The following is a 22,526-nucleotide window of genomic DNA, read 5'->3' as shown; positions in this document are numbered from 1 at the left end:
TAGGTGGATAATTTTATTGAACCCTAGCGGATGCTGTCTGCATTGAGACAATATTGACCATCAGGCAGTTTTGTCATTGCTGTTTAAGAAGGAAACTTTAATAAGAATTATTAATAAAATTTTAAGCAACCATGTAGTACGATCCTGTAAGTTTACTTAGGCGAATCGCAAAACCCCACCTAGATTTTGTAATTCCGCAGCCAGTTCCCGACTTTAGAGGATTTTTAATGGCCAATCATACAGAAATCTCTGCGGGTTACCCTAGCAGTTTGAGAAAATTAGTAACGAAACAAGGATATTGGCAGCGTTACTTACTTCTAGGTCTAGCTACCAACATAGCATTTTGGACTGCAACTTTTCTTTATCTAAAGCTTACACCACCGACCTATACTAGTTCTTCAGCTATTAATCTGCCAGGAGCATGGTCAAATGCCAATATTAATTTACCAGACATTGGCTATGCTAATTATGAAAATGTGTCTCCATACGCTGCTCTTGCTTCTCAAGATCCAAGAGAAATTTATAAATTTATTGCTGAAAGCGACCCTATATTAAAAGCGGCAGCAGATCAACTCAATATGTCTTTAGAAGAGTTTGGCAAACCTCGGCTCAAGCTAATAATTAATACTTCCATGATGAGTGTTGATTTTGAAGGCGCGAGTCCCCAGGAAGCTCGAAATAAATCTTTAGCTTTTTACAAAGCCTTGCAAGCAAGACTCAACATGCTACGAAATCAAGAAGCTGTTCAAAGAGATATAGGTTATCAAACTTCCCTAACTTCTTCGCAAAACAAATTAGCACTTGCTCATAAGCGCCTTGCCGATTACAAAGCACGTTCGGGTTTGAACTCTGAAGATCAAATTAAGGATCTGACAACCAACATTGAACAGTTACGTAGACAACGAGCTGAAATAATCGGTCAACAGCAACAGGCTACTACTCGTTTGGCACAATTATCGAAAAATTTAAAACTATCTGCTGGACAAGCTACAGATGCTTTTACTCTTCAAACAGACCAGATATTTCAACAGAACTTAAAAAATTATAGTGATGCTACCGCTTCTCTGGTAGTTTTAGAATCCAAATTTCTGCCTAGCCATCCAACATTAATTGCAGAGCAAGCAAAAAGAGACGCTGCTCAACAGGCCCTGCTAGCTCGAGGTGAGTCTCTTTTAGGGCGAAAAATCACTTTGGCAGTTCTAAAGCAGTTAAGCCTTAGTAGCAATAACTCTGGTAACAGCGTTCCTCGAGACGCTCTTTCCCAAGAATTAGTTATAGTTCAGGCAGACCAAAAAGGATTCACCGCTCAAGCTCAAGCAATAGAACAACAGATTAACCAGCTTGAGAGTAGGCTCAAGAATTTAACACAGTTGGAAAGCACCTTGGATTCGCTGAAGCGAAATACGCAAATTGCGGAAGCGGTCTTTTCTTCCAATTTGACCAGACTGGATATTGGCAAGTCGAATACTTTTGGATCTTATCCACTGATTCAACTTGTTATACAGCCTACATTACCTGAAAACCCGACTTCACCAAAAGATAAATTGGTTTTACTAGGTTCAACTTTAGGCTCCCTTTTCGTATCCCTTGGATTGGTGTTACTTTGGTGGCGCGAACGTAAAAATTTAATATCTGATAAGACTGTGAGTATAGAGAGGAAGAGAATGGAACAATGAAACCTCAAAACTTTGAAGAAAGTCTTGTTTGGTATTGGATAATTAGTACCTATGTATTTTATTTTATTGGTATTTTATATCCTGTAAATTTCATATTAGCCTGGATACTATTTTTTTACTTATGTAAGCGGCTTTGGAACCAAACAGCGCAGACTAGTATTGAAAAAAGAATCAAAGTTTATTGGATGCATTGGGTTTGGATTGTCTCTATTCTGGTCATAGCGATCGCTACAATTATAGGCTGTATAAATTATGATGTAGGTACAAATCAAACTCTTAGGTCATTAATTAATTGGTTTACAGATTGGGCTTTGCTAGCACTATTTCCATTAAGCGGCTGTCTCAATATTCGACCAAAATTAATCTATAGAGCCGTCTGTATCTTATGCCTTCAAAGTTTGATTTTAATTCCCTTCTTTTATCTAGCTTGGATATTAAAGTTTCCTGCACTACTCTATTCTTCTCCAATTGAAAGATTAATACAGAATGGTGAACTTTTTTACAATGTAAATTTCTATGGTAGTGATTACGGTACGAATAATGTCCGTCTATTTCTATTTGCACCTTGGGCACCTGCGCTAGGTCTTATTGGAAACATCTACTTCTTCCTTGCTCTTGAAGAACGTAACAATAAGTGGCGCTTCATTGGTATAGTCGGCTCTTTAGCGATGAGTGTAGTATCTGTTTCTCGCTTATCTTTTATAGCTTTACCGATAGTTTTCATATTAGTTTTGTTGCTTACAAAAATTACTAAACCTACTACGCAAATTGCGATCGGGTTTGTTAGCTTTTTAGCAGGTATTTTTAGCACGACACTTCTTGGTACTATTAAGGATGCTAAAGAAGCATTTGATAATGCTAGACCGGACTCTTCACGAGTGCATGAAGCTTTGGGTGTAATTGCCTTGGATAAATGGAAAGAAGCTCCTATCTGGGGTCATGGTTTTCGAGAAGCACCAGGGCCTAAAGCATTAGCAGAAATGCCTATCGGCTCTCACCATACTTGGTTTGGTCTCTTGTTTGTTAAAGGGATAGTTGGCTTCATTGCTTTTTTAGTACCAATTTTATTGAGTTTTATAGTTTTGCTGATTAAAGCCCAGAAAAGCACAACTGCCAGGGTAGCATTGTATTTTCTTGTCACTCTATTACTTTTTACATTTAATGATAGCCAAGAGGCTTTAGGTTACTTATACTATCCCGGTTTAATCATCATGGGAATTGCATTCAAAGAAGAAGTACAGCCTCGTAACTCTTCTCTTCATAAGAAGCCTGAAGCTGCTTATATTTAAATTCTAACTTGATAAAAAATATCTAATTTTCTCTGAAGGATGCCCTCATGTTAATCAAAAAGCTAAGGCAAAAAGTATCTAGTCAATATGTGCGTAATATTGGTTGGATGGGGGGGGCGGAGTTAGTAAATCGTGTTTTCCGATTAGGAACAACAATTACTTTATCTCACCTGTTAAATCCCTACGATTATGGATTGATAGCAATCGTTTTGACTACTAATGAATTTGCAACTGTTTTTACCTTAAGAGCTGGAATTGGCTCTAAGATTATTCAGGCATCAGAGAAGGATCTGAAAATTATTTGTCAGACATCTTACTGGCTTAATTGGATACTATGTGGAGTAATGTTTATTCTTCAGTGTCTTGCCGCTTTACCGATTGCTTTATTTTATAGTAATAATCAAGTTATCTTACCTATCTGCATTATGGCATTAGTCTACTTAATGCTGCCAATCTTTGCAGTTCAGTCTGCCTTAATCCAGCGAGAGAACCGCCTGAAAATTACAGCATTATGCAATGCCACGCAGTCGATCCTAATCAATATTCTCACTATAGCTTTAGCTCTATTAGGGATGGGAATGTGGGCTGTTGTTATACCTATTGTTATTACGACTCCAGTATGGATTGTTATCAATCTGATGAATCATCCTTGGCGTCCTACCATGTCGTTTAGTTTTAATAAGTGGCAGGAAGTTGTTAGTTATGCTAGAAATATTCTTGGAGTTGAGTTACTAAATAAGTTAAGAGGTAATCTTGATTACCTGATCATTGGACGTTTTTTAGGAGTCCAGGCGCTAGGAATTTACTATTTCGCTTTCAATGCTGGGTTAGGAATCAGCATGAATGTCATAAATACAATGACTTGGTCTTTATACCCTCATCTTTGTGCCGCTAGGGGAAACGTTAAGGAGTTTCAAGAACGTTATTTTAGTAGCCTAAAAACATTTGCCTTAATTGTATTTCCATTAGTTTTGCTACAGTCAAGTCTAGCTCCATTTTATGTCCCAATTGTTTTTGGGCAAAAGTGGGTAACAGCAATTCCAATATTGATAGTTATCTGTTTGTCAGCGCTACCACGCCCATTTGCTGATGGCGCTTCTATGTTACTTAACTCTGTAGATAAAAGTCACATTAATCTTTACTGGAACCTAATTTTTACTGTGATTTTTACAATTTCATTACTAGTAGCTGTAAAGTGGGGAATTTTTTGGGTAGCTGTTGCGGTGCTCATTACTCATCTATTAGCATTACCTCTTTACAGCATTTGGGCTAGCAAATATGTTTTAGATAAAACGCAATCTTTATCAATTGCAAAATAAAAATTAAATAGCTCTCAGGATTTAATTAAAGCTAAGTAAGAATTTGGCTTTTTATAGAAAAAGCTTCTTCTAGCTACACTCATTCATTGAGAAATAACGAATAACAACGAGGAACTAAAATTCATGGCTACCCCCCAACCGGAACAGCTGAAAGAAGTTCTACATAAATCACTAGGAAAATTAGAAGCATTTCAAGAGTGTGCATTACTAGACTATCCCGACTATCCTAATATTGGCGATCACCTGATCGGGTTAGGTACTGTACTCTATTTAATCAATGTGCAAAAAACAAAAATTAAATATACTGCTAGTCCTAACAACTTTTCTAGCAAAGTAATGGAAGAAAGAATTGGAAAATCTCCTATTTTGCTGCAAGGAGGAGGAAATTTAGGCGATCTTTGGACTGCTCATCAAAAATTTCGCGAACAGATTATTTCCAAGTACCGGGATCGACCAATAATTATTCTACCACAAAGTATTTATTTTGTTGAAACAACCAATTTAATGGAAGCAGCAAATGTATTCAACTCACATCCTAATTTGACTTTATTTGTCCGTGATGACTACAGCTATGAACTTGCTCTAAAATCTTTCTACAATTGTCAGGTAATTAAAGCACCTGATATGGCTTTCCAAATGGTCAACTTACCTGGTTTCTTATCGAGAGATAACCGCAGCAACTCTATTTTGTATCATTATAGAAATGACAAAGAGTTGAATCAAAGTAATTCTCAGACTTCTATCGATCTCCCTAATTTAGTTGTAGAAGATTGGACTTCTTTCAAATATGACACAGCTGAACGCATGGAGCGAATTCGGGAAGGCTTGCAAAAAGGTACAGTAATTCCTGGTGAGTGGATATACCGACATCTTTGGAAATACTTCCATCATTATTCTTTTGGATTTAATAACTTATATAACTCCTCAATGCATCTTAAATCCTTAAGTTATATGCATCATGGAATGTATCAATTCAAGCAGCATCGTCTAATTATTACAAACCGGTTGCACGGACATATTCTCTGCATTCTTATGGGTATTCCTCATGTCTTTCTACCTAATGCTTACCATAAAAATGAGGCATTTTATCAAGCTTGGACTTACTCAATTACCTTTTGCAGATTTGTAAAAGAACCTTCACAAATTCAGGCAGCTGCACAAGAACTCTTGGAACTATTCCCAAACTAATTGGTTTATGCTCTCCTTACACTAAGGACTTCCAAAAATTCTTCTACTTTCCATCTCGTTAAACTCTATGACAACCATATCTGTTATTATTCCCGCTTACAATGCTGAACGCACTATTTTAGAAACGATAAAATCCGTTATTCAACAAACATTTTCTGATTTTGAGCTAATTGTTATTAATGATGGCTCAACCGATGGGACTTTAGAACTATTGAAGACTATTGAAGATTCTCGTCTCAAGATTTTTTCATACAGCAATGCTGGTCTATCAGTAGCTCGTAATCGTGGTATTTCTCATGCCACTGGAGAGTTTATGGCATTTCTCGATGCTGATGACTTATGGACACCTGATAAATTAGAGCTACAACTAGCAGCATTGCAAAAACATCCAGAGGCAGGACTTGCTTATAGCTGGACTCTGAACATGAGTGAAACAGCAGAGATTTTTCACCCTGGTCATAATGTGGTCTATGAAGGTAATGTGTATGACAAATTATTACTCAGTAACTTTATTTCCAATGGTTCTAATCCTTTAATTCGTAAAGAAGCAATTGAATCTGCTGGAGAATTCGACCCAACACTTTCTTCTGTGGAAGATTGGGATTATTGGTTTCGTGTAGCACAGAACTGGGATTTTGCAGTAGTTCCCAAACCTCAAATTCTCTATCGTCACTCTTCAAAATCTATGTCAACTAAAGTTGAGAAGATGGAGAAATATTTGCTTATTGTCTTGGAGAGAGGCTTTCAAGCAGCACCGCCAGAGTTACAAAATCTTAAAAATCAAAGCCTAGCAAATATCTATCAATATTTAACGGGCATGGAACTGGCTCATGTGACTAATAGAGAACAGGTCAAGCAAGCTGGTCGTAAATTGTGGAAGACGGTTTCTTTATATCCTCAGATTTTGCGAGAAAGAGTAACTCAGCGTTATTTAATGAAATGGCTAGTAATGCAAGTCCTTTCTCCTCGAATTGCTAAGTACTTGACTCGACCTTTTTCTTTGGCTAGGTCTGTTGCGGTTCCGAAGCTGCAATAGAGGCTGTGATTAGAAAGCAACCTTTTGATACTAATTCGCTAGTAGAATTTAGCAACTTATTGAAATTATATGCCAACTGTATCTGTCATTATTCCCGCCTATAATTCTGAGCGCACAATTGTCGATACAATTGTCTCAGTACAACAACAAACTTTTTCTGATTTTGAAATAATTGTTATCAATGATGGTTCAACAGACGGAACTCTTAAGCTACTGGATGAATTGAAAGATAGTCGTATAAAAGTCTTTTCCTATGAGAATGGAGGTTTATCAGTAGCTCGTAACCGTGGTATCTCTCATGCCAAAGGAGATTTTATAGCCTTTCTTGATGCTGACGATTTATGGACAGCCGATAAGCTAGAACTCCAGTTAGAAGCTTTGCAGAAAAATCCAGAGTCCGGTGTTGCTTATAGCTGGACTTATTTTATGGATGAACAAACTGGAAATTGCCACATGGATCGGCCGATTTTTTTCCAAGGTAAGGTTTTAGCGAATTTATTAACCTGGAACTTTATTGCTAGTGGTTCAAATCCCTTAATCCGTAAGCAAGCGATTGAATCTGTCGGAGAGTTTGAACCTTCAGTATCAGGAGCAGCAGATTGGGATTATTGGCTACGTTTAGCTGCAAAATGGTCGTTTGTTGTAGTTACTAAACCGCAGATTTTTTATCGTCAATCTTCAAATTCAATGTCATCTAAAGTTGAATTTATGGAAGACTGTCAGTTCAAAGTCTTGGAGCGAGCTTTTCAATCAGGATCGCCAGAAATCCAAATCTTGAAAAATCATAGTTTAGCTTATGTTTACCGATATTCTTGTAGGCTCTGCTTAACAAGAATTACAGGTGATGAAGGAGTTGAAAAAGCAAGTAAAAAATTGGGGAAGGCAATTCAGCTATATCCAAAAATTCTCCTGGAAAAGGAAACTCAAAAGCTAATTATCAAATTCTTGTTGAAAAAAATACTTGTAGAAGATATTTCTGCATACTTGCTCCAGATTATTAGTAAAATTCGCGTTACTCATGTTCAAAAATTAAATATTCCTGAAAAAAGAATCGGTTGAGGTAAGTTGTAGTACTTGCCACTTGGTAACTCAATGGGATAGTTACTCAGTCTTATTCTGGATATATGGTGGAGCGATCGCTTGCTAAGGAAACTCCAAGAAATAAATTATCCAATATTGTGGGCTGGGCAACATGAGCGCCCTATGGACTGGGCGGGCATCTTGCCATTGGTGTCAAGTTAAGGCAGATGCCCAAATGTCAAGTGACATAGCAGCAGTGCGTCGGTGTCGCTGACGCACTGCTGCTATGTCACGCAAATATGCAACGCCTGCTGAAGAAGAAGCAGGGGGCAGGCTGACCGGTGCAACAAACCTATACATGTCAGCGACTTCCCCCTCGCTTCTGCCCTTTTTTATGCAATATGAAGTTGCTCAAACTAAACTACAGAGGGATGTTAGGTGATACGCTCATCTTATAGGGTGTTCAATAGTGTTACCTAACTGTGGAGAATATACTCATGAATTTATTATTTATGCAAACAGCAGCACCAGCTATAGATGCTGGCCCTCATTTTCCTGTTGCTTTTACCTTGGTGTATGTCGTTGGTTTTATTGCTGCTGTCACCATTGGGTCAATAGCTTGGTACAACTCGAAGCGCCCCGCAGGTTGGGAAAGCAAAGAACGCCCTGATTTTGTGCCTAAAGTTGATAAAGAAGAAACTCCGGGTCTGGGTGAACCTAAGTAATAAGCAGTGATGAGTGCTGAGTTTAATAATCAAACTTACAGCAGTTTTCATTTATTTTGAACCAAATTTTACATTATCCAGAACCCTTGTAGAGACGTAGCAGTGCTACGTCTCTATATTTGTCTATTAACTCCGCAAAGAGGTTACATTCATATCGTCGTTCAATCTGCGAATCAGACGGGATAACTCACGAATAATATTCACTGCAATTTCGGGAGTTTCTTCGATCGCATCATATAGTTGCTCTTGCGTCAGTTCTAAAAATTCACAAGGTTCGAGAGTCGTGGCAGTGGCAGATCGAGGTTGAGTATCGAATACTGCCATCTCACCAAAATATTTTCCCTGTTCCACCTCTGCCAACTGTTTATTCCCAATGTGAACTTTAACTCGACCGGAGACGACAATATAGAGCGATCGCCCTTCTTCTCCCTGTCGAAAGATGGTGTAATTAGCTGGGAATGACAATTCGTTCATCACTGAAGTGAGCCGCACAATAAAATCATCCCGCAATTCCTTAAAAATCGGGACTCGCCGGACAAATAATAAACGGTCAACACTGGTTAGCATAATTACAAGTTAAAAATCCAACATTACTGAACATCTCAAAACGGAAGTCAGAGGGCGATTAGTCATATTACCGATGTTGAATGCTAGCCGTCAAGGATATCCGAGCCTTTACCATCTGACAAGGGTTCTCTTCAATAAGAGCGATGCCTACGGCGGTAAACTACGCATAGAAGTTTCTCAAACAATAGCTCAGTATTCAATACTACTCGCTTTGTGCATTTTGAACTCAGAATTTGGTTTAGGGAAAAGGTTAAAGGTTTTTGCTTTCCGTTTTTCTCTCATCAGTGTCAATGGGTACAAAGCCCAAAACATCTAGCAATTTTGTCAATCACTTCTATTTATCATTTTAAAAAACAAGAGTATTTGCTCTTATTTGGCTGAAAGCCATAATATTGACTTCATGAGCTCCCAAGGTACCTTGCTGAGAAAAAAATCACCAATTTGATTGGAGGCTATGCTTCTAAAAATTGGGTAATTGGCTGATAAATAACGAATATCGCTCGGTTGTCGTTAGAAAAACAGTCACAAAATCTCCTAACCTGCCCTCACATCGAGAAGCAGAGAGGACTAAGACAAACAGCATTGAATTACTGTGAGCAACAATTATGGCTTGGCTAATTAGTACATTATTGATTGGAATCTCTGTCGCTTTTGCAACTACCTTTGACGACAACTTATATTTGACGGCTTTCTTCGGGAAAGTCAATCGTAGCTTTCGTCCTAAGCATATTGTTCTCGGTGAATTTCTGGGATTTACTACCTTAGTATGTGCTAGTCTCCCTGGTTTCTTCGGCGGTCTGCTCATTCCCAGCAGCTGGATTGGTTTACTAGGTTTACTTCCCATTACCATTGGTATCAGTAATCTCATCAGTCGAGAAGAGGAAGGAGAGACAGTACAAGCAGTGTCAGTTGACTTAAACTCTCCGGTAAAATCTGGACGCCAGAAGAAATCACTATTAGCAACCATCCGCGATCCTCAAACTTACCGTGTTTCCGCTGTCACCATTGCCAATGGAGGAAACAACATTGGAATTTATGTACCATTGTTTGCTAGTAGCAATCTTCCAAGTTTGGGCGTAATTGTCTGTGTTTGCTATTGCAGTATTGGGATGTGGTGCTTACTTTCTTACAAGCTGACTCGTAATCCTCTGATGACTCCCATTCTAACTCGCTATGGTCGCAAAATCTTCCCTTTTATCTTAATTTACTTGGGACTCTCTATCTTAATTAAAAGTGAAACATATCGACTTTTACCTAGTCTGGCAATGCTTGGGAACTAGGCATGAGGCGATCGCAATTCTTGATGATGTAAGCAAACAAATCAGCGATCGTTTCCCATCCAAGTAAAGATTTCTCAATCACTTAAATCTATCAATATGAATAACAATAATATTTGCTCTTATCAATCAAGTTATCTAAAGTGAGAATAAAGCACATTAGACCTCTTGCATAAATCAAAAATAAGAAAGAACCCCACCCCGCCAAAGCTACGCTTTGTCTCCCCTCCCCGCAAGCGGGGAGGGGTTGGGGGTGGGGTGTTAGAGACTTTTGCAAGAGGTCTATTATCAATAGCTCTTATAAAAGCAAGCCCACCAATAGGAATCAGATTATGAAGGAACTAATGAATCAATCAAACTCTAAAAAATTAACTCAGTGGCTCGTAAAAGCAGTGTTTTTGGTAGTTGTAGCGGGATTTACTCTGCTTATCCAGCCCAGCGCTAAAGCACAAGCACTAGCTCCATCCGTACCTACGGAATCTGAACTAGCTCCAGTTGAATCACCAATGGAGTCTGTAACCGCACCAGCAATATCTCCAGTTGTATCGCCAATGGAGTCTGTAACAGCACCAGTAATATCACCGATTGTATCGCCAATAGTGTCTGTAGCAGAAAACGTTAGACATTTATTACAAACCAATGAATGTGTCGGTTGTAACCTGGCTGGGGCAATGTTAAAGGATGCAAACCTGCAAGCAGCAAACTTGGAGGGTGCTAACTTACAAAATGCAGACTTAGAAAGGGCTAACTTGCAGCAAACAAACTTACAAGGGGCTAACTTTCAAGGAGCAGATTTAGGCAAGGTAAACCTTTGGGGAGCAAACCTGGTAGGAGCAAACCTCTTTGATGCAGACCTAGAAAAAGCCAACCTCTTGGGAGCAAATCTGCAAACCGCTAACCTACAAAACGCAGACTTGGAAAATACAAATCTGACAAATGCAAACATCCAGGGAGCTAACCTGATGGGCGTTGATTTGGACGATGCAATCAGACCGGAAGGATTCGCTATTCAGTGACACCTGTTGTACGGGTGCAAGGCCTTGCACCCCTACCACGTGGTCTATTTACCTGAAAATTCCTGGAACCTAAAGTTCTTTGTGCAAATTTAATAAAAAACATAAAAAGCCTGTATTCATTGCTGAATCAGGCTTTAGTTTTTAGTATACTTTGCGACTTTTAAGAAATCCTCTTTGGTTCTTTAGGTATTGAATTGGCCAAATATTGTTAATCAATTAATTCCATCAATTCTTTTGTTTTCAAATCAGCTGCTACAGGTTGGGAACATGCAATTTGAGGAGAGATAGAGCAAATCGCCTCTGTGGTTGTTTCAAAACAATTTGATAACCCAATTGTATTTAACAATCCTGTACGTTCTAGTAGTTGTTGGACTTCGGGTTGTAAACCTGTGAGAATTAAGCGGCAATTGTGCCGTTCCAAGTCATGATAAATATCCTCTAAAGCTACTAAGCCAGTTGTGTCCATATTTGGCACAAACCGCAACCGCAAAATTAAATATTTCACTTCCGGTTCATCGCGGAGGAAGGTAGCAAATCGTTCAGCAGCACCAAAAAATACGGGCCCATCTACCCGATAAACGGCAATTTCCTTACCTAATTCTAAAGGAGTACCAGGGGGAAATACTTCGGTTTCAGGTATTTTAACTAGGCTTAAATCGCTCATCCGTTTAATGAACAAGGCTCCGGCTGCAATCAATCCCACTTCGACAGCAAGAACTAAGTCAAACAAGATTGTTACTAACCAGGTGAGAATCATCACCGCAAAGTCGGAGTAGGTAGCACGCATCAATAAACCAATGGCTTCCCACTCAATCATTCGCAGGCTCACCACCATGAGAATCCCAGCAAGTGCCGCTAAAGGTATCTGTGCAGCTAGGGGTGCTAAAGTTAAAACAATAATGGCTAAAGCAAGACCGTGAATTACGCCAGATAGTCGGGTTTTGCCGCCAGAACGGACATTTACAGCAGTCCGAGCGATCGCACCTGTGGCAGGGATACCTCCAAAAAATGGCACAATCATATTAGCCAATCCTTGACCAATTAATTCGCGATCGCTATTATGTTTCTCGCTGACAGTCATCCCATCAGCCACCACCGCCGATAGCAAAGATTCAATACTCCCCAGTGCAGCTAAAGCTAAAGCTGGGTTAATTAGTTCTCGAATCACGCTAAAATCATTCCAGTGCGGAATGCCTTGAGGCATCGGTAAAGATTGAGGAATAGTGCCAATTGTTGGTACATTCAAATGGAAAGCAGAAGCGATCGCAGTTGCTAACACCAGTCCCACTAAAGAACCTGGTATTGTCGTATTGATTCTCGGCCATAAAAGATTAGTTGCAATCACCACAACTGCTAAGGCAACTGCTGCCCAATTTAGAGCTTCCACATGAGTTAGACTTTGCCACAGTCCCGGCAAAAAATGTTCGCTACGTGGTAATTTTAAACCAAAGAAATTATTTAACTGACCACAAAAAATAATTACGGCAATACCATTAGTAAAACCTGCCGTCACCGGATAGGGAATAAACTTTACTAACTGCCCAAGTTTGGCAACCCCCAAGGCAATCTGGATAATTCCAGCCATCACCCCAGCAATCCAAACTTTCTCAAGGCCGTACTTGGCGACAATTCCCACCAAAACCACAGCCATTGCACCTGTTGGCCCTGTAATCTGTACTGAGGAACCACCAAAAATTGCTGCGACAATTCCCGCCACAATCGCGGTGTAAAGTCCCGCCTTTGGTTCCACACCACTAGCCACCGCAAAGGCTAAAGCCAAAGGCAATGCCACCACTGCTGCTGTTAGTCCTCCCGTCAAATCGCCACGCAGTCCACCAAACAAGCTCCCCAGACGTAAAAGCAGAGGTTCTTTGAGGATATTAGATGTTGCCATATCGTCATTTTCAACTCTTATACACAATTTGTTGAAGCACACACAAATGTTATTCCATCTTTTCGGTAAATTTCATCAGGGTTGTCGAAAATTGCCTGATTGTGTATGAGTTTTGGTTCAAGTTAGCCTATTTGCTGATTAATAAGAGCGCAGGCTTACTTGACATAACGGATATAGTATGTGTATGTAAAGATGGCGATCGCTACAGAGTTCCTTAGCAGGACTACTGCTGGTTGGTTTGATAGCTTTGCGTGTTTTGGCAGATAAGCTCGAACATGGAGAAGTAACGCATAGCAGCAGCTAGCGTCAATGCAGCCCAAAAATTTGATGTTTTTAAGCAAATAAGCGTATTTTTAGGATTAACTTTATAATTTCTATGAGTACAAATTTGGTAAATACTAATGTTGCAATCGATTGTAGGAGTGTACAAGAACGGTAAAATACAACTTTTAGAATTACCATCTGATGTATCAGAAAGCCGTGTTATTGTAACTTTTTTAGAACCAGTAAAATCTAAAATACACAAGCAGATAATGCAGTTTGGTATGTTTTCTGGGAATAAACAATCAACAGAAAACGATTTTCACGTTACTGAATTTCATGGAGATACCGAAGACAGCTTAGACTGGTTATAGTAATATATAACCGCATCAGGATTAGTTACGATTATTTGGTAATGAGTTAACAAAGCTGTTTGTCGGAATCGCACAAAATCATCATGTCATAGAGAGTGCGATCGCACCAAAATAGCATCGATATTTCTGTGGAATAACTTGCTTGTTAAGCTTTTTTGGATCGCGTGTACGTTTTTTGTTCAAGTTCGCCAATTTGCTAATTAATAAAAGCGCAGGCTTGCTTGACATAATGAATATAGTATATATAGACAGTCAGAGATCGCTACAGAGTTCTTTAGCAGGGCGACGGCTAGTAGCTTTTAAAGCTCTGGCTTTTTTGTGAGGATAAACATAAACTGAGGTCATGTTAAACGCAATTTGTTATCTCAAAACTTAAGATAGCAGAAGGCTGCACTTTACACAAAATTTAAGAACAGAAAGTAAGATTTCATTGATTATTACGAGGCAGCAAAAGCGTACTTTGTTTAAACTTGAGCATAGTATAATTTCCTACTTTAGTCTAAGTAGTATCTAGAAGAGAGAAACATTATGGGACTAGGCGATCGCATCAGCCGCATAATCAGGGCAAACCTGAACGACATGGCAGGTAATTTCAATTACGGAGAAGGCGCAGTGTTTATTGCTGGAGGAACAGCGGCTGGTGCTGTTGTTTCTCAAACCGTTGGTGGCATGGGATTAGCAGCCGCAGGAACAGCTATTGGTATTGGTGCGCCTCACTTGATGGCTACAGGAGCAGTTGCTGGTATGGCTGCTTATGGGACTAAGAAGGGAATAGAAAACCGAGATCCCTTGGTTTTGGGTGCCGCAGGACTAGGAGCGGTTGGTGGTGCTGGAGTTTCTGCCACTGTTGGAAATATGGGGTTACTTGCAGCCGGAAGCGGCTTTAGCATTGGTATGGTTCCTGTTGCTGCGGCTGGTGCAGTAGTTGGACTTGGTGCTTATGGTTTATTGAGGCTTCTTGATGGAGGTCAAGATACTAATGACCCAAAGAAAGTTATTGAATCCCTCAACCAAACACGACTAAGCATAGTGCACAACATTCATTATGTTAAAGCTAGCAAAGAAAGGGTGCAAATAAATTACAAGCAAGCTCAAAAGGAAGTCCAAACTTGGTATCGAATAGCTGTATTAGCTATGAAAAAAGAACGTGAGGATTTGGCTCGTGAAGCCTTGACTCGTAAGTATACTCACCAGCAAACTGCTGATACCCTTGAAAATCAGCTTAATCAGCTAATAACAATAATAGATAATCTCAAAAGTGACTTAAGGTTTATAGAAAGAACAACTGCCCAAATTAAAACAGAAGCAAGCTCAAGCTATGGGTGGGTTTAACAATGGCAAAAAAGGCTCCTAATGAATTCCAAAAACTGGTACGAGGGATGATTCGGAATTTTGCCGTTCTAGTGAATGAGCCAAAGCCTGCGAAAGCCAAGAAGACAGAGATTAAAAAAACAGCTTTTACCAAATCCCAATCTCAACCCAAGCAGGAAGCAAAAAAGCGATCGCGTCATATTCCCCTATCAGTTCGTTTTACAGTTCTGCGAAGAGATGGTCATAAATGTGTTTCTTGTGGAAAAAGTCCACCAGAAGTCACGCTAGAAGTTGATCATAAAGAGCCATTTTCTAAAGGAGGCACTAACGACATTAGTAACTTGCAAACGCTGTGCTTCGAGTGCAATCGTGGCAAAGGTGCAAGTAGCTGAATATAAAGGATATAAATTTCCGTCAAAGATTATAGATAGCCCTTCAGTGAATTTACTGGAGGGTATTTGCTATTCTAAAAAGACTTTATCTCAACTCAGAAAGGATAAAAACCCGATCGTACTTTGCCTTCTTTCTTCTAATTTATTCCTCTTCAAAAACAAAAACCAGTGACACAAAACTCTAAAACAGGTGTAGCATTTATTGCAGGCGGAACTATAGCAGGTGCTGGTGTTTCCGCAACAGTAGGCGGGATGGGACTAGCAGGCGGATTTGGTGCAGTCGGCATTGGTGCAACTCCTGTAGTCGGTGCAGGCGCTGTGGCTGGTGCAGCTGCTTATGGTGCTTTCAAAGCGATCGCCGAAGGAGATGCTGCTGCCTTCGCTACGATGGGAATTGGTGCAGTCGGCGGTGCTAGTGTTTATAGCGTCGTCGGTGGTATGGGTTTAGTTGCACCGAAAGTAGGGCTAGCATTTGGGATTGGTGCAGTACCGATGGCAGGAATTGGTGCAGTAGTCGGACTCGCCGCCCATGGTATTGCCAAACTTTTAGACGAATCGGGAATTAGCGAAACTCCAGCACAGCTTTTTGAGCGGATGGAAGAGAAAGTTTTGCAGATGGGCTACTATTCCGAAGCAGTGATGGAATTGGATGCATTTTTATCTGGTGACGATCTCAACCAAAAATTTGCTGTTTTGGAAGTTGAAGATGAGTTACAAGCGCTTAAGGCTGAATTCAAGAAAAAATCAGAATCTGCTATGCCTAAAGCTTCTACTCCCAATATTGAACCAGAAAAAATATCTCCGACAACTCAGCTACCTGAAACTTGGAGATGTGTACGCACACTCAAGAGTCACTTAGGGGCAGTTAATGCGATCGCAATCAGTCCTGATGGTACTACCTTAATTAGTGGCAGTAATGACAGACAAGTTAATTTGTGGAACTTGAAAACCGGAAAATGGCTTTACACATTCTCAGGACAAGCAGAGGCAGTTTTATCTGTTGCTATCAGCCCTGATGGAAAGCAGATTGCAAGTGGTAGTGTCGATTGCAAAATCAGCAGTTGGCAGATGGACACAAAAAAATTTATCCAGACATTCTTTTATTTAAACTCTACTTATAGTCATAATGGTTTTATTAACTCAGTAGCCTACAGTCCTGATGGGGCAATTCTTGCAAGTGGTGCTGCCGATAATACAATTAGAATTTGGGGACGCTACACGGGAAAAGTAAAACGTACTTTAAATGGACACTCAGATGCAGTTTTATCTGTCACCATCAGTCCCGATGGTAAAATTCTTGCAAGTGGTAGCGCGGATAAAACTATTAGGCTTTGGGATTTCAAAACTTGGGAACAACGCTATATTCTCACTGAACATTTGGGTGCAGTGAATACAGTTGCAATCAGTTATAACAGTCAAACTCTTGTTAGTGGTAGCACAGACACCACAATTAAACTGTGGAATCTCCCAACCGGAGAATTAATTTCCACTTTGACTGGACACTCAACGGCGGTTTTGTCTGTTGCCATTAGCCCCGATGAAAAAACCCTTGCCAGTACCAGTCGAGACGGTACAATCAAACTTTGGAACCTCCAGACTGGGGAATTACTACAAAATCTTTCTGGGTATAATCCCGTTGCTTTCAGCCCTGATGGGAAAACGCTGGTAAGTGGCGCTAATGGCGGAAGCATCAAGATTTGGAGTCAATTTACTCTCGATGGATTATCTGGGGAATGGTGGGAAGTCTTGGGCGTAAATCAGAGCGATCGCCCCAATGTTGTTAAACTTGCCTACCGCCGATTAGCAAGATTGTATCATCCTGATGTTAATAGTTCTGCGATCGCAAAAGCCTCAATGCAAGCAATTAACCAAGCTTATAAAGAATTCCAGCAGCAGGTAATATAAAGTTAGCAGTTTATCGATACTAGTCAAAATATGAATAATATTTGAGGAAATAGTGTTATGTTTCAACATTTAGTAGAGTCGATAAATTTTGAATATTTTGTCGAATGGAAACCGGAGAACGGCAGATATGAATTACATAAAGGAGTAATAGTTGAAACGCAGCCGACAGGGGAACATGAGTTAGTCAGAGCATTTCTAATTAGAGAACTCAATTTTGAGATTCGGAGGTTTAACCTAGCTTATTCAATTCCTGCTCAAGCATTAATCAAATCTGTTGATAAAAAATCTGGTTATATTCCAGATGTGCCGGTATTGAATATCTCTAACTTAATTAATGAACCACTTTGGAAAAAATCATCAACAGTTACTCAAGCCGCATCAATTCCATTAGTAGTAGAAGTTGTGAGTACAAATTGGCGAGATGATTACTTTCTCAAATTTGGTGAGTATGAAGAAATTGGAATTTCAGAATATTGGATTGTTGACTATGCTGCTCTTGGTGGAAAACGGTTTATCGGCAATCCAAAACAACCAACAATATCAGTTTACAGATTAGTAGAAGGCGAGTACCAAGTAACCCAGTTTTGTGGTAATGACCAAATTCAATCACCAACTTTAACAGAGCTAAATCTAACTGCTGAACAAGTGTTTAAGGCTGCTTCGGGAGAACAGTAATGAACATCACTTTCCTAATCTCAGTACTTATGTACTTTGTATATTCTCTGTACCTCATGGGCGGTATTTCGACTCAGTACTCTTTATTGTTTTTGGCCGTACTCCCATAAATGTCCCGTTTCATCTATCAGTAGGGTAAGATATTTAACCCTTGAGAAGTATTGACATATTAAAATTTTATAGCCTTCATCTTGCATATTCTGAAAAAACGTTATAAATTATTAGATAATAGGGGAATAATCTGACTTCTTAGTGTCAAAAACTAATCCTGTTCAAGTAAATATACTGCAACCAGTTTTAACTTCACACAAACCCTAAACAGCATTGAAGATATGTTTTTGTTTGGTAAAGCAATGATTCTGGACAGACAACAGAACAATAAATAATCTAAAAGTATATCTTAGGTGACTGTTTTTAGGAATCATGTTACTACTTATGGTGGAGAGCAACAACTATAATTCACCAAAATAGTAATAGATTACAAGCAATTAACTAACAATAAAGTTGCATAAATATCAGCAATTTTATTCCTTGTTAGTTGATTATTTTTTTGCCCAATTATCTTTGCTATTCAAAGAATCGTTTTTGTTATGCTGAGAATAGCAAAAATAATAAATGAAGACACATCTACCACAAATTCACAATCCTTATGGAGTTATTCTGGCAATGCACCTAAACGAATTGGAAACTACTGAAAATTTAAAAGAAGTGGAAGAAGCATGGCTAGCACTAGAAAAATCAATTCTCTATTATCAAGGTCGCCCTGTTGGGACAGTAGCCGCTTATGATGAATCTGTAGAAGCGCTCAATTACGATCAGTGCTTTGTCCGGGATTTTGTTTCTTCTGCTCTAATTTTTCTGATCAAAGGTAGAACCGATATTGTTCGTAATTTCTTAGAAGAAACCTTAAAGTTACAGCCTAAAGAAAAGGCATTAGATGCCTATAAGCCAGGACGAGGATTAATACCAGCTAGCTTTAAAGTAGTATCAGAAAATGGACAAGAATATTTAGAAGCAGACTTTGGCGAACATGCGATCGCTAGAGTTACGCCTGTAGATTCTTGTTTATGGTGGATTATTTTGTTGCGTGCTTATGTAGTCGCCACAGAAGATTTTTCTCTCGCCTATCAACCTGAATTCCAAAATGGGATTAGGTTAATCATGGAAATCTGCTTGGCGAATCGTTTTGATATGTACCCAACGCTATTGGTTCCAGATGGCGCTTGTATGATTGATCGTCGTATGGGCATTTATGGGCATCCTTTAGAATTACAAGTTCTTTTTTACACGGCATTACGTGCATCTCGTGAACTGCTAATTTGTAAAGGTAATTCTGATATTGTTGAAGCCATTGATAACCGTTTACCTCTTTTATGCGCTCATATTCGCCAGCATTATTGGATAGATATTAATCGTCTGAATGCAATTTATCGCTTCAAAAGTGAAGAATATGGTAAGGGTGCTGTTAATCTGTTCAACATATATGTAGATTCTGTTCCCTATTATGAATTAGATAAGTGGTTGCCAAAAAAAGGTGGTTATCTAGCAGGTAATGTTGGCCCATCGCAGCTAGATACTCGCTTCTTTTCACTCGGAAACTTAATGGCAATCATTTCCGACTTAGCCACCGAAGAACAGTCACAAGCGATTATGACTCTCATTGAGGAACGATGGGATGATTTGGTGGGAGATATGCCAATGAAAATTTGTTTCCCCGCTTTGGAACATGAAGAATACAGAATTGTGACTGGATGTGACCCCAAAAATATACCTTGGTCGTATCATAATGCTGGTAGTTGGCCAGTTTTAATGTGGATGTTGGCAGCTGCGGCTGTGAAAACTAATAGAACAAGTCTTGCACAAAAGGCGATTGAAACTGCCCAAGGACGCCTTAGTACAGATGAATGGCCAGAGTATTACGATGGTAAAAAAGGGCGACTGATTGGGAAACAAGCGAGAAAATATCAAACTTGGACAATCACTGGGTTCTTATTAGCAAAAGAACTGATGGCAGATCCCGCTTCTTTACCATTAATCAGCTTTGGAAAATTACCAGCAGAACAGGTTTCTAGAGCGTGTGAGTTTGAAATTGCCAGTGTAGACCCGTATATGCAATAATTCGTAATTTATAATTCGTAATTCGTAATTAAAAGACAGTTCCAGACAGAAAGCTTGACCCAGATTGAAACAAAACCACCTATAAACAAGGGGGAATTAAATTCGACAATTACGAATTACGAATTACGAATTACGAATTAGTAAAGAGTTGGGAGTTAGAATACAAAAGCCTCCTGACTCCTGAATCGTGTTTTCATGACAAACCCCCGTCAATTAGCTTTTATCGCCTTACGAGATGTTCATAAGGGGGCTTATGCTGATGTTGCCCTAGATAGAGTACTGCAAAAATTTAATTTGCCCGATCGCGATCGCCGCTTAGTGACAGAATTGGTTTATGGGAGCGTCAGAAGGCAGCGCACTCTTGATACTCTCATCGATCAACTCGCCAAAAAGAAATCTCATCAACAACCACAAGACCTGCGTACTATCTTACATCTGGGCTTTTATCAGCTGCGTTATCAAGAGCGTATTCCCGCCTCTGCTGCTGTTAATACTACAGTCCAACTCGCTAAAGAAAACGGTTTTTCTGGACTCACGGGTTTTGTTAACGGTCTATTACGCCAGTATCTCAGAAAAGCAGGGGAGCAGGGGGGCAGAGGGGCAGGGGGGCAGAGGAGCAGGGGGGCAGAGGAGCAGGGGGGCAGAGGGGCAGAGGAGAAAGATTCTTTGTTACTTCCCCATTTTGATCCGTTAGAACTTCCAGAAAACCCTGTGGAACGCTTGGGTATTTTACACAGTTTTCCTGACTGGATTATTCAAGTTTGGTTAGAACAATTGGGTTTGACTGATACAGAACAACTGTGTGAATGGATGAACCAATCACCAACAATCGACTTGCGTATCAACCCACTTCGCACTTCCATTGAGGAAGTTGAGGCGGCTTTGGAATCTGTCGGTATTTTGGTGAGACGGATTCCTCATTTACCCCAAGCTTTACGATTTATTGGTAATACCGGGTCAATTCAAAAACTACCGGGTTTTAAAGAAGGTTGGTGGACTGTACAAGATGCTAGCGCTCAATTGGTAGGTCATTTGCTCGACCCTCAACCAGGTGAGGTGGTAATTGATGCCTGTGCTGCACCAGGGGGGAAAACAACCCATATCGCTGAATTAATGGCAGATGAGGGTAAAATTTGGGCTTGCGATCGCACTGCTTCTCGTCTGCGCAAACTTCAAGAAAATTCTCAACGGCTAAATTTACAATCTATTCAAATTTACACTGGTGACAGCCGCCACTTCAATCAATTTCAAAACACCGCAGACCGAGTATTACTCGATGCTCCATGTTCTGGTTTGGGAACTATGCACCGTCATGCTGATGCGCGTTGGCGACAGACACCAGAATCCGTCCGAGAACTTTCGGTACTGCAACGAGAATTGTTGACACATACATCAACTTTTGTCAAACCTGGTGGTGTACTAGTTTATGCAACCTGTACATTGCATCCAGCAGAAAATGAAGAAGTAGTTTCGGCGTTTTTAGCTGATTCACCTCAGTGGCAAATTGAGTCTCCTATTGACGTTGAGTTACCTGATTCTACCGAGAGTACACCTCAAGGTTGGTTTAAACTTTGGCCCCATCGACAGGATATGGATGGTTTTTTTATGGTGCGCTTAAGAAAAACCAATAATTCCGAGTGAATACTGTTTGGGATTGTACGATTTGGTGGAGGCCTGAATCTACCAGAGGAGGCAGCAATGGTTTCCCCTTCCAATGTGAAAAACTTAGTTAAAATCCTGATTGGAGCAGCCTGGATCGATGGCAGAATCCAGCCAGAAGAACGGCAATATCTCCGCGAAATAGCTCAAGCAAAAGGTTTAGCTAACGACCCAGAAATTAAGCCTTGGCTGTACGAATTAGTTCCTGTACAGCCAAAAGAATGCTACGACTGGGTGCGGGAGTATCTAGGCGATCGCCCCAGTCTTGAAGATTGCGAAAATCTGATTGAAGCCATCAGTGGCTTAATTTATAGCGATGGTGAAGTTGCCGTCGAAGAAGCCAGACTCCTGACGCAATTGCAGGATATAGCGAAGCCGAATGAGTCAACTCAACCAGCTCCTACTGCGCTTCTCAAACAAATTCAAAAACTTTACCGCCGTTGGGTTGAAGTCCAAAACTAACATTGAGTTATGAGTTGATCCAAGAGGAGGCGGTGAATTATCTCACTGCCTTTTTGTCTCTCTTTGTTTCCATACTTCGCGATAAATCAAGACGCGATTTATCGCGTCTCTACATGAGGGTTTTGGGGTTATCTGAACTGTGTTGGCTTAGAGGATGTTTTAAAAGTTCTTTAGTCGGTAACAAAACGTTTTAGATCCCCCTAAATCCACGCCAGTTGCTCATGGGGGAAACCCCCATGAGCAACTGGCGTCTCCCCTTGGGAGAAGACCGCACTGGCTCCCCTTAAAAAGGGGGACTTTGACTCCGGTTCCCCCTTTTTTACTATCCATTACCCGCATCTTTCTTAACAAACAGACAAAAT

22 protein-coding genes are annotated in these 22,526 nt (G+C 40.1%); 18 read left to right on the top strand and 4 right to left on the bottom strand.

Annotation, left to right across the window (positions count from 1 at the left end; translation table 11 throughout):
* The first annotated feature begins 227 nt into the window (after nucleotides 1-227).
* The 6 genes from ACM0OX_RS24125 (at nucleotide 228) to ACM0OX_RS24100 (ending at nucleotide 7,567) form a co-directional block, all read left to right on the top strand.
* Entirely contained in the window at nucleotides 228-1,676 is a 1,449-nt protein-coding gene (locus ACM0OX_RS24125) for a GumC family protein (protein ID WP_414517494.1), read from the top strand.
* Entirely contained in the window at nucleotides 1,673-2,965 is a 1,293-nt protein-coding gene (locus ACM0OX_RS24120) for an O-antigen ligase family protein (protein ID WP_414517493.1), read from the top strand. The genes ACM0OX_RS24125 and ACM0OX_RS24120 overlap by 4 nt, the downstream gene beginning before the upstream one ends.
* Before the next feature lie 47 nt (nucleotides 2,966-3,012).
* A complete protein-coding gene (locus ACM0OX_RS24115) occupies nucleotides 3,013-4,284 on the top strand; it encodes a lipopolysaccharide biosynthesis protein (protein WP_414517492.1) in 1,272 nt (423 codons plus the stop codon).
* 123 nt (nucleotides 4,285-4,407) lie between these two features.
* Nucleotides 4,408-5,472: a polysaccharide pyruvyl transferase family protein gene (locus ACM0OX_RS24110; RefSeq protein WP_414517491.1), complete on the top strand. Its 1,065-nt coding sequence runs from the start codon at nucleotides 4,408-4,410 to the stop codon at nucleotides 5,470-5,472.
* A gap of 67 nt (nucleotides 5,473-5,539) precedes the next feature.
* Nucleotides 5,540-6,508 carry a glycosyltransferase family 2 protein gene (locus ACM0OX_RS24105; protein ID WP_414517490.1) on the top strand — a complete coding sequence of 323 codons (969 nt, stop codon included), beginning with the start codon at nucleotides 5,540-5,542 and terminating at the stop codon, nucleotides 6,506-6,508.
* Between the two features lie 69 nt (nucleotides 6,509-6,577).
* Nucleotides 6,578-7,567, top strand: a complete 990-nt coding sequence (locus tag ACM0OX_RS24100) for a glycosyltransferase family 2 protein (protein WP_414517489.1) — start codon at nucleotides 6,578-6,580, stop codon at nucleotides 7,565-7,567.
* Nucleotides 7,568-7,741: 174 nt separating this feature from the next.
* On the opposite strand, the gene ACM0OX_RS24095 is transcribed toward ACM0OX_RS24100, so the two are convergent.
* Nucleotides 7,742-7,888 (bottom strand): hypothetical protein, encoded by a 147-nt coding sequence (locus ACM0OX_RS24095; protein ID WP_414517488.1) that lies wholly within the window; start codon nucleotides 7,886-7,888, stop codon nucleotides 7,742-7,744.
* A 137-nt stretch (nucleotides 7,889-8,025) separates the two neighbouring features.
* On the opposite strand from ACM0OX_RS24095, the gene psb35 reads away from it, so the two are divergent.
* Entirely contained in the window at nucleotides 8,026-8,253 is a 228-nt protein-coding gene (gene psb35 / locus ACM0OX_RS24090; RefSeq protein ID WP_289797416.1) for a photosystem II assembly protein Psb35, read from the top strand.
* A gap of 126 nt (nucleotides 8,254-8,379) precedes the next feature.
* Here psb35 and ACM0OX_RS24085 read toward each other — a convergent pair whose 3' ends face one another.
* Nucleotides 8,380-8,820: a Crp/Fnr family transcriptional regulator gene (locus tag ACM0OX_RS24085; RefSeq protein WP_069074674.1), complete on the bottom strand. Its 441-nt coding sequence runs from the start codon at nucleotides 8,818-8,820 to the stop codon at nucleotides 8,380-8,382.
* Nucleotides 8,821-8,893: 73 nt separating this feature from the next.
* On the opposite strand from ACM0OX_RS24085, the gene ACM0OX_RS24080 reads away from it, so the two are divergent.
* From ACM0OX_RS24080 to ACM0OX_RS24070, 3 genes are all read left to right on the top strand, one after another.
* Complete coding sequence (locus ACM0OX_RS24080) at nucleotides 8,894-9,136, top strand: hypothetical protein (protein WP_414517487.1); 243 nt, start codon at nucleotides 8,894-8,896, stop codon at nucleotides 9,134-9,136.
* Between the two features lie 289 nt (nucleotides 9,137-9,425).
* The gene (locus tag ACM0OX_RS24075; RefSeq protein ID WP_414517486.1) at nucleotides 9,426-10,100 is read left to right on the top strand and encodes a cadmium resistance transporter; all 675 of its coding nucleotides are present in this window, start codon (nucleotides 9,426-9,428) and stop codon (nucleotides 10,098-10,100) included.
* A 341-nt stretch (nucleotides 10,101-10,441) separates the two neighbouring features.
* Nucleotides 10,442-11,113 (top strand): pentapeptide repeat-containing protein, encoded by a 672-nt coding sequence (locus tag ACM0OX_RS24070; protein ID WP_414517508.1) that lies wholly within the window; start codon nucleotides 10,442-10,444, stop codon nucleotides 11,111-11,113.
* Nucleotides 11,114-11,321: 208 nt separating this feature from the next.
* Here the strand turns inward: ACM0OX_RS24070 and ACM0OX_RS24065 are convergent, their stop codons facing one another.
* Nucleotides 11,322-13,007 (bottom strand): SulP family inorganic anion transporter, encoded by a 1,686-nt coding sequence (locus ACM0OX_RS24065; RefSeq protein WP_414517485.1) that lies wholly within the window; start codon nucleotides 13,005-13,007, stop codon nucleotides 11,322-11,324.
* A 401-nt stretch (nucleotides 13,008-13,408) separates the two neighbouring features.
* Between ACM0OX_RS24065 and ACM0OX_RS24060 the strand changes: the two genes are divergently transcribed.
* Nucleotides 13,409-13,642, top strand: coding sequence for a hypothetical protein (locus tag ACM0OX_RS24060; RefSeq protein ID WP_414517484.1), 234 nt, complete (start codon nucleotides 13,409-13,411; stop codon nucleotides 13,640-13,642).
* Between the two features lie 81 nt (nucleotides 13,643-13,723).
* Here the strand turns inward: ACM0OX_RS24060 and ACM0OX_RS24055 are convergent, their stop codons facing one another.
* The gene (locus ACM0OX_RS24055) at nucleotides 13,724-13,870 is read right to left on the bottom strand and encodes a hypothetical protein (protein ID WP_334728222.1); all 147 of its coding nucleotides are present in this window, start codon (nucleotides 13,868-13,870) and stop codon (nucleotides 13,724-13,726) included.
* 300 nt (nucleotides 13,871-14,170) lie between these two features.
* Here ACM0OX_RS24055 and ACM0OX_RS24050 point away from each other — a divergent pair, with 300 nt between their 5' ends.
* From ACM0OX_RS24050 to ACM0OX_RS24020, 7 genes are all read left to right on the top strand, one after another.
* Nucleotides 14,171-14,974: a PspA/IM30 family protein gene (locus ACM0OX_RS24050; protein ID WP_194046522.1), complete on the top strand. Its 804-nt coding sequence runs from the start codon at nucleotides 14,171-14,173 to the stop codon at nucleotides 14,972-14,974.
* Between the two features lie 2 nt (nucleotides 14,975-14,976).
* Entirely contained in the window at nucleotides 14,977-15,345 is a 369-nt protein-coding gene (locus tag ACM0OX_RS24045) for an HNH endonuclease (protein WP_322744023.1), read from the top strand.
* 168 nt (nucleotides 15,346-15,513) lie between these two features.
* Nucleotides 15,514-17,250: a DnaJ domain-containing protein gene (locus ACM0OX_RS24040; protein WP_414517483.1), complete on the top strand. Its 1,737-nt coding sequence runs from the start codon at nucleotides 15,514-15,516 to the stop codon at nucleotides 17,248-17,250.
* Nucleotides 17,251-17,307: 57 nt separating this feature from the next.
* Nucleotides 17,308-17,925 carry a Uma2 family endonuclease gene (locus ACM0OX_RS24035; protein ID WP_414517482.1) on the top strand — a complete coding sequence of 206 codons (618 nt, stop codon included), beginning with the start codon at nucleotides 17,308-17,310 and terminating at the stop codon, nucleotides 17,923-17,925.
* Between the two features lie 666 nt (nucleotides 17,926-18,591).
* Entirely contained in the window at nucleotides 18,592-20,043 is a 1,452-nt protein-coding gene (locus ACM0OX_RS24030) for a glycoside hydrolase 100 family protein (protein WP_414517507.1), read from the top strand.
* Between the two features lie 195 nt (nucleotides 20,044-20,238).
* Entirely contained in the window at nucleotides 20,239-21,684 is a 1,446-nt protein-coding gene (locus tag ACM0OX_RS24025) for a 16S rRNA (cytosine(967)-C(5))-methyltransferase (protein ID WP_414517481.1), read from the top strand.
* Nucleotides 21,685-21,741: 57 nt separating this feature from the next.
* Nucleotides 21,742-22,164: a TerB family tellurite resistance protein gene (locus ACM0OX_RS24020; RefSeq protein WP_322668115.1), complete on the top strand. Its 423-nt coding sequence runs from the start codon at nucleotides 21,742-21,744 to the stop codon at nucleotides 22,162-22,164.
* Nucleotides 22,165-22,526: the final 362 nt, after the last annotated feature.

Origin of the sequence: Nostoc sp. PCC 9305, from assembly GCF_963920915.1 — a bacterium.
Taxonomy (GTDB): domain Bacteria; phylum Cyanobacteriota; class Cyanobacteriia; order Cyanobacteriales; family Nostocaceae; genus Nostoc.
Note: the sequence above shows the minus strand (reverse complement) of the source record. Positions and strands in the feature narration are given on the sequence as shown.